Origin of the sequence: Komagataeibacter xylinus (assembly GCF_009834365.1) — a bacterium.
GTDB lineage: Bacteria > Pseudomonadota > Alphaproteobacteria > Acetobacterales > Acetobacteraceae > Komagataeibacter > Komagataeibacter xylinus_D.
On sequence record NZ_CP041348.1, the window covers coordinates 873,231 to 887,308 of the forward strand.

Here is a 14,078-nt window from a genome sequence, read left to right on the forward strand (position 1 = left end):
CATGGACACAGCACGACTCCTGCAGCAGGCCGGGCATGACTTCCACGCCTTCGACAATGCCGATGCCGCCGTGGCCCGCATTACCGAACTCTATGACCATGCCGCCGGGCTGATCCGCCACGCCTTCGCCACCCGCGACACATCGGGCCTCGCGGATGCGGTCTATCCCTACCTCGCCTTCATGCCCGCCAAGGCCCTGCCCGCCGATGGGCCGCGCCCGCCCTTTGACGTGGTGCTCGAGCCCGGCTTCTATGGCACCACGCTCACCCGCCCCGCCCTGTTCGCAGCCTACTGGCGCGAGCAGATCGAAAGCCTGCTGCGCCATTACCGCACGCCGGTCATGGTGGGTCTGTCGCGCCAGCCCATCCCGCTCTCCTACGTGATGGAGGAAGCGGTCACGTCACTTACCGAATCGGACCTTGCGTGGATCCAGGCCCATTTCGCGCTGCCTGACCTGCACGTGACCGACGATTCGATTGCAAACTGCGAATACATCCCCCGCCCCGACGTGCCGCGCCCGCTTGCGCTGTTCACCGGGCAGCGCACCGATTACTCACTGGCGCGACTGCATCACTATACCGGCACGGCGCCACGGCATTTCCAGCGTTTCATCCTGCTGACCAACTACCAGCGCTATGTCGATGCGTTTCGGGAATACGGGCATGCGCAGGTGGATGCGGGGTCGGAATACACCACCTTTGTCGAACCGGGCGAGATCATCCACACCCGCGATGCCCCCCACGCGCCCACCCATGCAGGCCAGAACCTGCCGCAGATGCCCGCCTACCACCTGTGCCGCCCCGATGGTGATGGCATCACGCTCATCAACATTGGCGTAGGCCCCGCCAATGCCAAGACCATTACCGACCACCTGGCCGTGCTGCGCCCGCATTGCTGGCTGATGGTCGGCCACTGCGCGGGGCTGCGGCGCAGCCAGAAGCTGGGCGACTACGTGCTGGCGCATGGCTACCTGCGCGATGACCATGTGCTTGATGACGACCTGCCGCCCTGGGTGCCCGTGCCCCCCATTGCCGAGGTGCAGATGGCCCTGCAGGACGTGACCGCGCGCGTAACCGGCCTGCATGATGCCGAGGTGAAGACCCGCCTGCGCACCGGCACGGTCATGACCACCGACAACCGCAACTGGGAGCTGCGGCTGGGCGCGCTGTTCACGCGCATCAACACATCCCGCGCCATTGCGGTGGACATGGAATCGGCCACGATTGCGGCCAACGGCTTCCGCTTCAGGGTGCCTTACGGCACGCTGCTGTGTGTTTCGGACAAGCCGCTGCATGGTGAACTCAAGCTGCGCGGCATGGCCAATGCCTTCTACCGCGAGCGCGTGCGCCAGCATCTGGTGGTGGGAATCGAGACCATGCAGCAGTTGCGCGCCCAGGGCGTGGACAGGCTGCATTCGCGCAAGCTGCGCGGCTTTGACGAGCCTGCGTTCCGCTAGGATATCAAAAGTTTTTAAGTGCCGCCTTTTTTCAAAAAGGCGTCATTGTTTTGAAGCTTTTTGAAAAAAGCTTCACCAAAAACTTTTATCTGCTGATCAGAAATCAGGCAGCGTGGGCGCAAGATGCCCCCCCTGCCGCACCGGCGCCATGCGGCGGGCCAGCCCGGTGGCATCATCGGTTTCCACCATCATCCCCGCTATGCTGGCCTCGCCCTCGGCGGGTTGCAGCCGCTCACCGGGCATCTTGCGCACGAATCGGGCGATGGCGGCATCCTTGCCCATGCCGATCACGCTGTCATAGTCGCCGCACATGCCCGCATCGGTCTGGAAGGCCGTACCATGGGGGAAGATACGGTGGTCGGCAGTCGGCGTGTGCGTATGCGTGCCAATGACCAGTGACACGCGGCCATCAAGGAAATGGCCCATGGCCCATTTCTCGCTCGTGGCCTCGGCATGCACATCCACTACGGCGGCGTGCATGGTCACGCCCAGCCGGTGGCGCGAGAGGATATCGGTCACGCTGCGGAAAGGGTCATCCATCGCATCCATGAACTGCCGGCCCATGATGCTGACCACCAGCGCCTTGCGGCCATCGACAAGTTCCACCACCACGCTGCCCTGCCCCGGCGTGCCGGGCGGGTAGTTGGCGGGGCGGATGATGCGGGGTTCGCTGTCGATATGGCCGATCAGGTCGCGCCGGTCCCAGCTATGGTTGCCCAGCGTGATGACATCGGCCCCTGCCGCAAGCAGGTCGCGACCGATGGCGGGCGAGAGGCCAAAGCCGTGGCTGGCGTTCTCGCCATTAACCACCACAAGGTCGAGGGCAAGATCGCGCCGCAGGCCGGGCAGGCGTGAAATGACGGCCTCGCGCCCCACGCGCCCGACAATATCGCCCAGAAACAGTATTCTCAAGAAAACAGCCTTTATCTACCGCGTCCGCCCGTCACCACGACACCGGATCCATTCACGCTCGGTCACGATCGCGGGCAACGCCACGTCATACCGGCCGGTCGGGATGCACGCCACCTCCTGAAAGGAAAAGCCAAACCCCACCGCCCGCGCCGCGGGCAGGCTGGCCAGCGTACGATCATAATAGCCCCCGCCATATCCCAGCCGCATGCCCCGCCTGTCAAATGCCAGCAGCGGCACGCACACCACATCGGGCTGCACGATGGGGCCAACAGGGTGGGATGTGCCATAGCGGCCTGCCTGCATGGCGCAGCCCGGCTGCCACAGGCGGAAGGCAAGCCTGTGGCCCTTCGGCGTGGTTTCGGGCAGGGCAATGCACAGGCCATCGGCATGGAGCGCATGCATGACGGGTTCGAGCGCGCTTTCCCCGGGCAGTGGCCAGACAAGGGCAATGGCATCGCCTGCCGTGGCCATGGCGCGCAGGGCGCGGACCATGCGGTGCTGGAGGGATTTCTCGGCCATCTCACGCCCGGGGGCTGTGGCGAAAGCGGCCCGCCTGCTGGCCATGATGCCACGCAGGGCCTGTTTGGCATGCGCGGTGGACCACGATTCGTTTGCGATGGAAGTCATGGAAAATGATACGGAGCCACCATGGCCGTTGGTCGGATCAGCCCTCCCGGACCTGCTGACGCAGGTGGGCGCCAGATAACGTGACCACGATCACGACAGTGCCAGCTCCCTAGGAAGTGCTTATCGGCCCAGGGGTTGAATCATGCCTGACGCACCCGGCAGCCCCGCCCTTTCTATCTAGTCCTCTTCCATTGCGTCCGCAATGTTTTCCGCACGTTCAACAAGGTGGGCAAGCTGTTCGGTGCGGCGTGCGTTCTCGATGCGCGCCTGCCGGCCCTGCGCAAGCTGGTGGGCGGTGTCCGATGACATCTTTTCCGCCGTCAGGTCATGGATTTCGTCGGCCATGAGCAGGGCGGCGAGCGCAAGCAGCCGCCCCTCGCCGCTATGGCCGCCAAGCTCGCGGATGCGCTCGATCCGGCGCTCGACTTCCTGCGCCATGGCCTGGAGGTGTTTCTCCTGCCCTTCCTTGCACCCCACGGCGTAGGAAAAACCGTTGATGCGCACGGTAACCTGGCTCATGGCCTATTCCTCCCCGCTGGTGGTTTTCCCACCTTCATCAAGCACGTCGCGCACGCGGGCAATGAGCACGTCGATGTTGGCGGCAAGCGCCTGCAGGTCGACATCTGGCGCTGCTGGCGGCTGGATGGCGGCCTGGGCGGTACGGCGATCAAGAGCGAAGGCGATGCGATTGAGGGCGAGTTCAAGGCGGTCAGCCGGATTCTCTCCAGCCTCCGAGGGGGAGCGCGCGGCGTCCTGTTCCGGTGGCATGATAATATCAGACACGTTCATCCTTTCCCTCGTTCCTCCCCTTGAACTGATCGCGCGGTGCGGTTTCAACGTCAAGCATGATCGACAAACATGACCATTATATGCCGCTTATCACGGTATCAGACGCAGGAGAGCTGGCGCTGGTCACCACCACGGCAGCATCGTTACGCATGGACTGCGCCGTGGTTTCCCCGCCGGGCGCGGGGTGTTTCATGGGGGTACCGTGGTGGGCGGCGCTGGTGGCGGACTGCCCGCTGCCCGCCTGGCTGGACTGCGGGCAGGCGGCGGGCCATGCGGCGGCCGCCCTGCGCGCAGGATTGAGCGGTGTCATTGTCAGCGCCACGGCCGCGCAGCACCATACGCTCGTATCACTGGCACGCATGACGGGTGGCCACGTGCTTCGCCAGCGCCCGCACGCGCTGGAACTACCGGCAAAGGGTGCGAGGGATGCGCTGGAAAGATACCTGCGTGCCCCCGACATACCATGACAGAACCGTCCGGGCAGGCGCAGGATGCACGGACACCCATTTGCAAGGGGAACGAGAAATGACACTGACACCGCAGGTCAAGGCAATCCTTGACCACTACGAAAGTGACACGCCGGGCACCAAGGCCAACCTTTACCGGCTCATGAACACCGGCAAGCTCGCCGGTACCGGCAAGCTGGTGATCCTGCCGGTTGACCAGGGCTTCGAGCATGGGCCGGGCCGTTCCTTCGCCCCCAACCCGCCCGCCTATGACCCGCATTACCATTACTCGCTCGCCATCGAGGCGGGGCTGAACGCATTCGCAGCCCCGCTGGGCATGCTCGAGGCCGGGGCCAGCACGTTTGCGGGCCAGATTCCCACCATCCTCAAATGCAACAGCTCCGACAGCCTGACCACACAGAAGAACCAGGCCGTGACCGGCACGGTTGCCGATGCGCTGCGGCTGGGCTGCTCGGCCATCGGGTTCACCATCTACCCTGCCAGCGACTTCCAGTTCCACCAGATGGAGCAGTTGCGCGAGATGGCGCGCGAGGCCAAGAACGCGGGCCTTGCCGTGGTGGTGTGGAGCTACCCGCGCGGCCCGATGCTCGACAAGGCGGGCGAGACGGCCATCGACATCTGCGCCTATGCCGCCCACATCGCCGCCGAGCTTGGCGCGCACATCATCAAGGTCAAGCCACCGACCGAGGATCTGTGCCTGCCCGCGGCCAAGAAGGTCTATATCGATGAGAAGGTCGATATCGCCACCCTGCCCGCGCGAATCCGCCATGTGGTGCAGTCGGCCTTTGCGGGCCGCCGCATCGTGATCTTCTCGGGGGGCGAGCACACCACCACCGAGCACCTGCTCGAGACCATCCGCGGCATCCATCAGGGCGGCGGGTTCGGCTCGATCATCGGGCGCAACACCTTCCAGCGCCCCCGTGCCGAAGCGCTGAAACTGCTCGGTGACATTACCGACATCTTCGCGCAGAAGGTCTGATCCTTCTGTCAGTTCCCCGCATGGCGAAGCTGGCCATGCGGGGGGTGTTCGCCACCGCCACGGTGGCATAGGATCGGCCCGACATGACCGATTGCCAGCTTTACCTCATCACCCCCGAATCGCTTGATCCGGCCGCTTTCGCCCCCCGTCTTGCCGAGGCGCTCGACGCAGGCCCGGTTGCGGCGGTGCAACTGCGCCTTAAAAATGTTGATGACGACACGATCCGCCGCGCGGTGGACGTGCTCCAGCCCGTGACCCATGCGCGTGACGTGGCCTTCATCATGAACGACCGGCCCGACCTTGCCGTAAGCTGCGGCTGCGACGGGGCGCATGTGGGCATGGACGATACCGATGTGGCCACCGCCCGGCGCATGCTCGGCGAGGAACGCCAGCTTGGCGTGTCCTGCTATGACAGCCGCGATATGGCCCTGCGCGCGGGTGAGGCCGGGGCGGATTACGTGGCGTTTGGCGCGTTCTTCCCCTCGCCATCAAAAGAAACCGAAGTCCGGGCCGATCCGGCGCTGCTCACATGGTGGAGCAGCATGATCGAACTGCCAGTGGTGGCCATTGGCGGCATCACACCTGCAAACTGCGGCACGCTGGTGCGCGCGGGGGCGGATTTTCTGTCGGTCATCAGCACGGTGTGGTCGCACCCTGAGGGGCCGGGTGCAGGCGTAAAGGCCATGAACGCAGCGATTGCCGCAGCGGAAGAATAAAAATTTCTGGTGAAGCTTTTTTCAAAGAGCTTCGAAAGATGCCGCCTTTTTGAAAAAAAGCGGCACCCAGAAACTGTTAATTTATGGCCCGTGCCTGCTGCTGGCGCAGATAGCCCGCCCAACGCCGCACGGTTGGGCTACGGTCTGCCTCAAGCACAGGCACAATCGTAGCCAGATCGGGAAAATCCCGCCAGCAATACGCCAATGCCCGCAGCGCCGTGCGCCTGACCATGGCTGAGCGGTCAAGCAGGGCCGTGGCAATCAGGGCATTACGGTCAACGGGCAGCGTGACATTCCGCCGGGTCAGTTCTGGCGCGGGGCGGTTGAGGCCCAGCGATTTGTTCACCCATTCCTGCCGGATGCCCGTTTTCCATCGCGCCTGCCCCCATAACAGCACCTGTAGCGCCGTTGCCCGCACGCTGGCCTGCCGGGCCATACTGGCCAGCATGGGCAGCGCAACATCAAGCAGCGGCGTGCGCAGGAAATAGCGTAGGGTCACCGCCAGCGGGCCATCGCATGCGGTGGCAAACCGCGCGACCAGCAGCACCCGCACGCTGGGGCGGGTGAATAACTGGTCCATGCAGGCAGCCTGCGCGGGTGCCCAGCGGGTCCAGTCCTGCCAGCTTGCCCGCAGGGCCAGGCCCATGGCGACCGCAATATCGGGCGCAACCTGCGGGAACAGCCTGCCTGCACACCGTGCAGCGGCCTCGCGCACGGGGCCAGCCCAGTCATTGAGGCGCATGGCAAGGGCTGCCAGCATGAAAGGCGAGCGCGGCACGGTAACCAGCGCCTTCAGGGCCGCCTCACGCACATAGCCATCTCGATGCAATGTCAGGACCTGTGCCAGCATGGGCATGGTGGCCAGCACGCCGCATATGAGGCGGCGATCTTTTTCGGAGTCCACGGGGTAATAAAAACAGCACAGCGCGTTTCTGATCCGCACACTGGCCGTTAAAATCTGCTCCGCCGGCAGGGCATCAAGCCCTGCAACGCTCGCCGCGACAAGGGCGGTGGGCGGCGAGATTCCTGCCAGCAGGCATTGGCCAAGCGCAACGAGGTCGGTCTTGACCGCAGGAGGCAGGTCGTAATCCGTCAACATGGTAAGAAAAGCTCCATGACCGGGTTCAGGCGCCCCGAATGGGGTGAATACCTGCCGGCAGGAGGCCGGTGATCTTTTTACCAGCAAAACCGCAGGCTGCAAGTCATAATATACCTGAAAGAATAAAAGTTTCTGGGGAAGATTCTTTCAAAGAACTTCGAAAGACGCCGCCTTTTTGAAAAAAGGCGGCACCCAGAAACTTTTATTATTATCAGATATTTGTTGCTGCATCCCCCAGCCACTGCACATCGGCAATCCGGTTCGTGCCCGCCGCCAGCATCACCAGCCGGTCAAAACCCAGCGCAATGCCTGCGCAAGGCGGCAGGGTGCCAAGGGCGGACAGAAAGGCTTCATCCATCGGCCAGTCCAGCCCGGATTCGCCAGGGTACAGGGCTGCGCGCCGTGCCCGGTCGGCCTCAAAGCGGGCGCGCTGCTCGTTGGGGTCGGTCAGTTCCTCGAACGCATTGGCCAGTTCGATGCCCCCTGCATAAAGCTCGAAACGCAGCGCCACGCGCGGGTCGGCGGGATCGCGCCGGGCCAGCGCCGCCTGGCTTGCGGGCCAGTGGGTGAGAAAAGTGGGGCGCGTGCGGCCGATATGCGGCTCGATGCGCGCCATCATCAGGCGGAAGAACAGGTCCTCCCACGTCTCGCCCCGGCGCAGGTCACAGCCTGCCGCCTCAGCCAGCGCCGCGGCGTCGCCCTCATGGGCAAGAATGTCCACCCCCGCATAGCGTGCGAAGGCTTCGGCAACCGTCAGGCGCTCGAAGGGGGCAGTCGTGCTGATTTCATCTCCCCCTGCCCGCACCACCGGCGGCAGGACCGCGCGCAGCAGGGATTCGGTTTCATCCATCAGCCCTGCCAGCGTGGCACCCGGGCGGTACCATTCCAGCATGGTGAACTCATGGGCATGCAGCCTGCTGCCCTCTTCATTCCGCCACACGCGTGCAAGCTGGTACACGGGCAGGCCGGTGGCGGCGACGATGCGCTTCATGGCAAATTCCGGGCTCGTATGCAGCCACAGCCTCTCGCGGCTGCCATCAGCACCCGCGCGCTCGGTGGCAAAGACCTTGAGGTGCACTTCCTCGCCCGGAGTCGGCACGGCGTAGGGGGTCTCGACTTCCGTATAATTCCGCGCATCAAAAAACGCCCGCACGCCGCGCAGCACGAGGTTGCGGCGCAGCAGCAGGGGCAGCCGGTCGGCAATGCGGGCACAGTCGGGGCGTGGGGGCTGGGACTCGGGCATGGGGCACGCTCTTTGGTTGCAGCGGACGGTTGCGCGCAGTACAGCCCCCGCATGGCACTCCCGGTCAATCCCCCCCAGCCCGCGCGCACGCTGCGCAGCGTGGCCGACCTGCTTGCGGCAGGGCTGATTACGCCCGCGCAGGCTCCAGCGCTGGAAAACGTGGCGAAACACTACGCCACTGCCATTCCTCCCGCCTTTGCCAGCCTGATCGAAACACCCGATGACCCGATCGGCCGCCAGGTCATTCCCGATGCGACGGAATGCCACGCTGACCCCACGGAAGACCCGGACCCGATTGGCGATGACGCGCTCTCCCCCGTGCCCGGCATCGTGCACCGCTATGCCGACCGCGCGCTGCTCAAGCCGCTGCTGGTCTGCCCGCTTTACTGCCGCTTCTGCTTCCGCCGCGAGCATGTCGGCCCCGGCGGCGGCGTGCTTGATGAGGCCGCCCTCGAGACAGCGCTCGACTGGCTGCGCACGCACCCTGACATTCATGAAGTCGTGATGACCGGCGGCGACCCGCTCATGCTCTCGGCGCGGCGCATGCGCATGATCATGCAGGCCCTTGAGGGGATGGAGCATATCCACACCATCCGCATCCACTCCCGCGTGCCGGTGGCCGACCCCGACCGGCTTGATGAGGAAATGGCCGCAGCACTCGAGACCACGCGCTCGATGTGGCTGGTGGCGCACATAAACCACGCACGCGAACTCACGCCCACAGCCCGCGCCGCCATCCGCCGCGTGCAGGCGCGCGCCATACCGGTTTTGGGCCAGTCCGTGCTGCTGCGCGGCGTGAATGATACGCCAGAAGCCCTCGAGGCGCTTTTGCGCGCGCAGGTGGCTGCCCGCATCCGCCCCTATTACCTGCACCAGCTTGACCCTGCGCCGGGCACCGCACGCTTTCATGTGCCCATACGCGAGGGGCAGCGCCTGCTCGCAAGCCTGCGCGGGCGGATGACGGGCATTGCGTGGCCGACCTATGTGCTCGACATTCCCGGCGGGCATGGCAAGGTGCCGATCGGGCCGGATTACCTGCGCACCGGGCCCGATGGCATGCTCAACGCACTGGCGCCCGATGGCACGCTGCACCGCCTTGCGCGCGAACAGGGGTGAAAAGAGGGGCGCCAAACCTTGCCCTTCCGCGCGCGGGGCGCTAGAAGCCGAACCGCCATACTTCCCACAACCATACAGGGACCACCATGAAGCAGCAGGCAAACCTGATCCGTGCCGGGCAGGTCATCGAGCACGACGGCCGTCGCTGGACGGTCCTGAAGCAGCAGATCATCACGCCGGGCAAGGGCGGCGCATTCATCCAGGTGGAAATGCGCGACCTCAAGACCGGCAACAAGACCAACGAGCGCTGGCGCACCGCCGATACCGTTGAACGCCTGATGACCGAGGAGAAGGAATACACCTACTCCTACATGGACGGCGACAACATCGTGCTCATGGACCCCGAGACCTTCGAGCAGCTGCTCCTGCCGCTTGACCTGCTTGGTGATCAGGCTCCCTTCCTGCAGGACAACATGACCCTGGTGCTCAACCTCGTGGAAGGCGACCCGGTTGGCGTGACGCTGCCCGCGCAGGTCACGCTTGAGGTGGTCGAGGCCGACCCGGTGGTGAAGGGCCAGACGGCCAGCTCGTCCTACAAGCCTGCCCGCCTGTCCAATGGCGTGAAGACCATGGTGCCCCCCTTCATTGAAGCCGGCGAGCGCATCGTGGTCCGCACCGAGGACAGCAGCTACGTCGAGCGCGCCAAGTCCTGATCCCTAAAGGGCCGTGGCCTGCCTGCCCGCAGGCCGCAACCCGTTTTTCCTTCACCCCTTACACCCGTTCCACCGCCGAACCAGACAGGACCGATCACCGTGGCAATGCGACTCTCTCCCCATATGACGGTGATGCAGAACGCTGCCCAGAAGGCCGCACGCCGCCTTCTGCGTGACTTCAGCGAAGTCGAGCAGCTTCAGGTCAGCATCAAGGGCCCGGGCGATTTCGTCTCGCAGGCCGACCTGCGGGCCGAAACCACCATCCACGAGGAACTGGCCCGCGCCCGGCCCGGCTATGCCTTCCTGATGGAGGAAAGCGGTGCCTCGGGCAGCGAGGGCTGGACATGGCGCTGGGTGATCGACCCGCTCGATGGCACCACCAACTTCCTGCACGGCGTGCCGCACTGGGCCATTTCCATCGGCCTGCAGCGCCGCCTGCCTGACGGCACGATCGAGATCGTGGCGGGGCTGGTCTACAACCCCGTGGTCAACGAGATGTTCTGGGCCGAAAAAGGCGTGGGCGCGTTCCTCAACGACCGCCGCCTGCGCGTTTCCGCCCGCCGGTCGATGAACGAGGCGCTGTTCGCCACCGGCATTCCGTTTGCCAAGGTCTCGGCACGCAACCGCCTGTCGTTTGCGCGTACGCTGGGGGCCCTCATGCCGCAGGTGGCTGGCATCCGCCGATTCGGCGCCGCCGCCCTCGACCTGGCCTGGGTCGCGGCAGGCCGGTATGATGGCTACTGGGAACTGGGCATCAAGCCGTGGGACTGCGCAGCCGGCATCCTGCTCGTGCGCGAGGCCGGTGGCTACGCAACCGACCCGGCGGGCGAGGATCTGAACGATCTTCCGGCCTCCATCGATGCGGTGGTGGGCAACCCCCACATGCACGGCCCGCTGCGCGAACTCGTGGCAAGCAGCATCGGCTGATGCACGGCACGGGCCCCTGTGGCCCGTTTGCCGATTGCGCCCCCGCCTGCAGCCCGGTAGCCTGCCGGGCATAATGCAGCACACATTCCCCTCCCTTCCCCGCCGGTCCGCGCGCGTGCTGGCCGTGCTGGGCGTTGCCACCTGCGCCCTGCTGGGCAGTGCGCACGCACAGGTCACCACCAGCAAGAGCGCGCTTGACGCCCTTGGCGCACCCAAAAAACGCGCCGCCATGCTGCCTGATGGCGGCAGCATGAGCATGTCGGGCACCACCACGCCTGATGCGCCGGAAAATGCGGCCAGCGCGCCGCCTGCGGCCCAGGTGCCGCCCACGCCCACGGCCCGCCCCCGGAAGGGTGCCAGCACCCCGCCACCCGCCACTCATCACACCGCAGCGGCTCCGGCACCGCAGGCCGCCACCCCCACGGCAGCGCCCGCCGCGACAGCCCCCGCCGCAACAACAGCCCCGGCCAGCACGCACGCGACAGCCGCAACGCCCATGCCAAGCAGCAGCACGAACGCCGTAGCCCCCGCTGCCGCCATTGCCGCCCTGCCGCCCGTCGCAGCCAGACCGCCCGATAACCCGGTGCTGCGCCCGCCCGAGACCCCCGTGCCGCTGCACCCCTTCACGCCCCCGCCCGAGGTGAAGGCCGACCCGCAGGCCCGCGGCCGGGCGGAAAAGGTGACAGGCGGCACGCGCCTGCACTTTGCCACGCAGTCAGCGGACATGAATCCGCGCATGATTGCGGCCCTGCAAACATTTGCCACACTCATGCAGAAGCTGCCTGACCAGCACATCAACATCGTGGCCTATGGCGAAGGCCGCCCCGATGATCCCTCAACGCCACGGCGGGTTGCCTTGAGCCGCGGGCTTGCCGCGCGCTCGGTGCTGATCCACGCGGGCGTGGCGCCCACCCGCATCTATGTCCGTGCCGTCGGCCTGCCTGATGAGAACGCCCAGGGCGCGGGTGCGGATTGTATTGACGTGACCCGTTCCGGTGTGGTGGCCTCAACCACCCCTACCGACCCACCGGCGCATTAAGGAAACCACTGCGTGACACGACCGACGACCTACCTTTTACGGGTTCTTGTGTTTCTTCTGGCTGTCGGGGTTGTCGCAGCCCTGCTTTCCACCACCCTCTATCAGGCATTCTGCAACAATCCCTATCTTGATGGCCTGATCATCGGCATCCTGCTTCTGGGTGTGGCGTGGAACATCATCATGATCCTGCGCCTCATCCCCGAGGTACGCTGGGTCAACATCCTGCGCCACCCGCGTGAGGGGCTGACCACGCCCCCGCCTCCGCGCCTGCTCGCCCCCATGGCCTCGATGCTGGCCACCCACGACAAGGGCCGCAGGCTGACGTTGTCCGCCCCGGTCATGCAGTCGCTGCTCGACAGCCTGTCCGCCCGCCTTGACGAGGGGCGCGAGCTTTCGCGCTACCTCACCGGGCTGCTCATCTTCCTCGGCCTTCTTGGCACGTTCTATGGCCTGCTGCTGACCGTAGGCTCCATTGCCGATGTGATTGGCAACATGTCGGTGGGCAGCGGCGACACCAACGCCATGTTCGACCAGCTCAAGACCGGGCTTGCAGGCCCGCTGCATGGCATGGGCACGGCATTCTCGGGCTCCATGTTCGGCCTCGCGGGTGCTCTCGTGCTGGGCTTCCTTGACCTGACGGCAGGCCAGGCCCAGACCCGCTTCTTCAACGAGCTTGAGGAATGGCTGGCCACCATCACCCGCCTCTCGGCAGGCGGGCTGCAGGTGGGCGGCAATGATGCAAGCGTGCCCGCCTATGTGCAGGCGCTGCTCGAGCACACTGCCGAGAACATGGAAAAGCTGCAGGCGCTGCTGGCCCGCAGCGAGGAAACGCGCGCGCAGGAGCAGCGCCTGCTGACCGCGCTGAACGACCGCCTGGCCCAGTTGGCCGACAACCGGGGCGAGGACCACCTGCAGGGCATCGAATCCCTGCTTGCCCGCCTTGTGCAGGAATCGGCGGCCGGCCGCGAGCAGATGGCAGCCGACATCCGCAACGACCTGCGCCTGCTTGCGCGCACCATTGCCGCAAGCACGCCCGGAACGGGCCACTCCGCTTCCTGACCGCAGACTAAGGCAAGGTTTATTTCATGGCGCGCCGTTCCCGTCGCTCGATCCGTTCCGAACTGAATGCCTGGCCGGGCTATGTTGATGCGCTGTCAACACTGCTCATGGTCATCATCTTCGTGCTGCTGGTGTTCGTTCTGGGGCAGGCTTTCCTGTCCGTTACCCTGAACAAGCGCCAGCAGGCCCTTGACCAGCTCGAGCACGAGGTGGCCCGTCTGGCCCAGATGCTCTCGCTCGAGCACAGCCACACCACAGCGCTCCAGACCGAGATCGCCACCCTGCACAAGGAGCACGAGGCGGACGTGGCCACCGCCACCTCGCTCACCGCCCAGCTCAACCAGCAGACCAGCGAGCGCGATACCGCCCAGAGCCGTGCCACCGCCCTTGATGCCCAACTGGCCCAGCTCAACGCGCAGCTCAGCGCCGTCAGCGCCGCACTCGAAGTAAGCGAGCAGGCCGTGCAGGAGCGTGACCACAAGATTGACAACCTTGGCATGCAGCTCAACGTGGCGCTGGCGCGCAAGGTGGAGCAGTTGCAGCAGTACCGCTCCGAATTCTTTGGCCGCCTGCGCAGCGTGATGCAGGACCACAAGGGCGTGCAGATCGTGGGCGACCGCTTCGTGTTCCAAAGCGAGGTATTGTTCCCCGTAGGCAGCGCCGACCTGTCGCCTGAAGGCGTGGAGGAGATCAAGGTCCTGGCCAGGACCCTGAAGCAGGTCGCCGCCCAGATTCCACCCGATGTGCCGTGGATCCTGCGCGTGGATGGCCATGCCGACCGGCTGCCCATTCACACCGCCTTCCCCAGCAACTGGGAGCTCTCATCCGAGCGCGCCATTACGGTGGTCAAGCTGCTGATTGCCGAGGGCATCAACCCGCACCATCTGGCCGCGACCGGCTTTTCGGACTACCAGCCGCTTGATAACGGCACCACGGCTGAAGCCTATGCCCGCAACCGCCGCATCGAGTTCCGCCTGACCGACCGCTGACAGGGAA

16 protein-coding genes and 1 other RNA gene are annotated in these 14,078 nt (G+C 65.4%); 10 read left to right on the forward strand and 7 right to left on the reverse strand.

The annotated features are described in order from the left end of the window. The first annotated feature begins 1 nt into the window (after nt 1). On the forward strand, nt 2-1,456 hold the full coding sequence (locus FMA36_RS04145) for an AMP nucleosidase (RefSeq protein WP_159261044.1): 1,455 nt from the start codon (nt 2-4) through the stop codon (nt 1,454-1,456). Between the two features lie 96 nt (nt 1,457-1,552). Here the strand turns inward: FMA36_RS04145 and FMA36_RS04150 are convergent, their stop codons facing one another. The 5 genes from FMA36_RS04150 to FMA36_RS04170 all read right to left on the reverse strand — a co-directional run bounded on the left by FMA36_RS04150 (nt 1,553) and on the right by FMA36_RS04170 (nt 3,784). Next, nucleotides 1,553-2,368 (reverse strand): TIGR00282 family metallophosphoesterase, encoded by an 816-nt coding sequence (locus tag FMA36_RS04150; RefSeq protein ID WP_159261045.1) that lies wholly within the window; start codon nt 2,366-2,368, stop codon nt 1,553-1,555. Between the two features lie 15 nt (nt 2,369-2,383). After that, on the reverse strand, nt 2,384-2,995 hold the full coding sequence (locus FMA36_RS04155) for a 5-formyltetrahydrofolate cyclo-ligase (RefSeq protein ID WP_159261046.1): 612 nt from the start codon (nt 2,993-2,995) through the stop codon (nt 2,384-2,386). A gap of 9 nt (nt 2,996-3,004) precedes the next feature. Then, a non-coding RNA gene (gene ssrS / locus FMA36_RS04160) (6S RNA) lies at nt 3,005-3,163 on the reverse strand. A gap of 9 nt (nt 3,164-3,172) precedes the next feature. After that, nucleotides 3,173-3,514: a cell division protein ZapA gene (locus FMA36_RS04165; protein ID WP_159261047.1), complete on the reverse strand. Its 342-nt coding sequence runs from the start codon at nt 3,512-3,514 to the stop codon at nt 3,173-3,175. Nucleotides 3,515-3,517: 3 nt separating this feature from the next. Further along, the gene (locus FMA36_RS04170; protein ID WP_159261048.1) at nt 3,518-3,784 is read right to left on the reverse strand and encodes a hypothetical protein; all 267 of its coding nucleotides are present in this window, start codon (nt 3,782-3,784) and stop codon (nt 3,518-3,520) included. A 56-nt stretch (nt 3,785-3,840) separates the two neighbouring features. On the opposite strand from FMA36_RS04170, the gene FMA36_RS04175 reads away from it, so the two are divergent. From FMA36_RS04175 to thiE, 3 genes are all read left to right on the forward strand, one after another. Next, nucleotides 3,841-4,251: a hypothetical protein gene (locus tag FMA36_RS04175; protein ID WP_159261049.1), complete on the forward strand. Its 411-nt coding sequence runs from the start codon at nt 3,841-3,843 to the stop codon at nt 4,249-4,251. A 58-nt stretch (nt 4,252-4,309) separates the two neighbouring features. After that, nucleotides 4,310-5,230, forward strand: a complete 921-nt coding sequence (locus FMA36_RS04180) for a class I fructose-bisphosphate aldolase (protein ID WP_159261051.1) — start codon at nt 4,310-4,312, stop codon at nt 5,228-5,230. 83 nt (nt 5,231-5,313) lie between these two features. Then, nucleotides 5,314-5,946 carry a thiamine phosphate synthase gene (gene thiE, locus FMA36_RS04185; RefSeq protein ID WP_159261053.1) on the forward strand — a complete coding sequence of 211 codons (633 nt, stop codon included), beginning with the start codon at nt 5,314-5,316 and terminating at the stop codon, nt 5,944-5,946. A gap of 76 nt (nt 5,947-6,022) precedes the next feature. Here thiE and FMA36_RS04190 read toward each other — a convergent pair whose 3' ends face one another. Together FMA36_RS04190 and epmA are read right to left on the reverse strand one after the other, a co-directional pair. Beyond that, the gene (locus FMA36_RS04190; protein WP_159261055.1) at nt 6,023-7,045 is read right to left on the reverse strand and encodes a hypothetical protein; all 1,023 of its coding nucleotides are present in this window, start codon (nt 7,043-7,045) and stop codon (nt 6,023-6,025) included. A 211-nt stretch (nt 7,046-7,256) separates the two neighbouring features. Beyond that, nucleotides 7,257-8,288 carry an EF-P lysine aminoacylase EpmA gene (gene epmA / locus FMA36_RS04195; protein ID WP_159261057.1) on the reverse strand — a complete coding sequence of 344 codons (1,032 nt, stop codon included), beginning with the start codon at nt 8,286-8,288 and terminating at the stop codon, nt 7,257-7,259. 51 nt (nt 8,289-8,339) lie between these two features. Between epmA and FMA36_RS04200 the strand changes: the two genes are divergently transcribed. From FMA36_RS04200 to FMA36_RS04225, 6 genes are all read left to right on the forward strand, one after another. After that, on the forward strand, nt 8,340-9,404 hold the full coding sequence (locus FMA36_RS04200) for a lysine-2,3-aminomutase-like protein (RefSeq protein WP_159261059.1): 1,065 nt from the start codon (nt 8,340-8,342) through the stop codon (nt 9,402-9,404). An 86-nt stretch (nt 9,405-9,490) separates the two neighbouring features. Beyond that, nucleotides 9,491-10,057, forward strand: coding sequence for an elongation factor P (gene efp / locus FMA36_RS04205; RefSeq protein WP_078525250.1), 567 nt, complete (start codon nt 9,491-9,493; stop codon nt 10,055-10,057). A 105-nt stretch (nt 10,058-10,162) separates the two neighbouring features. Next, nucleotides 10,163-10,984, forward strand: a complete 822-nt coding sequence (locus FMA36_RS04210; protein WP_165399199.1) for an inositol monophosphatase family protein — start codon at nt 10,163-10,165, stop codon at nt 10,982-10,984. A gap of 73 nt (nt 10,985-11,057) precedes the next feature. Then, nucleotides 11,058-12,023, forward strand: a complete 966-nt coding sequence (locus FMA36_RS04215; protein ID WP_240906470.1) for an OmpA family protein — start codon at nt 11,058-11,060, stop codon at nt 12,021-12,023. 12 nt (nt 12,024-12,035) lie between these two features. Next, nucleotides 12,036-13,082, forward strand: coding sequence for a flagellar motor protein MotA (locus tag FMA36_RS04220; protein WP_159261061.1), 1,047 nt, complete (start codon nt 12,036-12,038; stop codon nt 13,080-13,082). Between the two features lie 26 nt (nt 13,083-13,108). Further along, a complete protein-coding gene (locus FMA36_RS04225) occupies nt 13,109-14,071 on the forward strand; it encodes a peptidoglycan -binding protein (RefSeq protein WP_159261062.1) in 963 nt (320 codons plus the stop codon). The last annotated feature ends 7 nt before the right edge of the window (nt 14,072-14,078 follow it).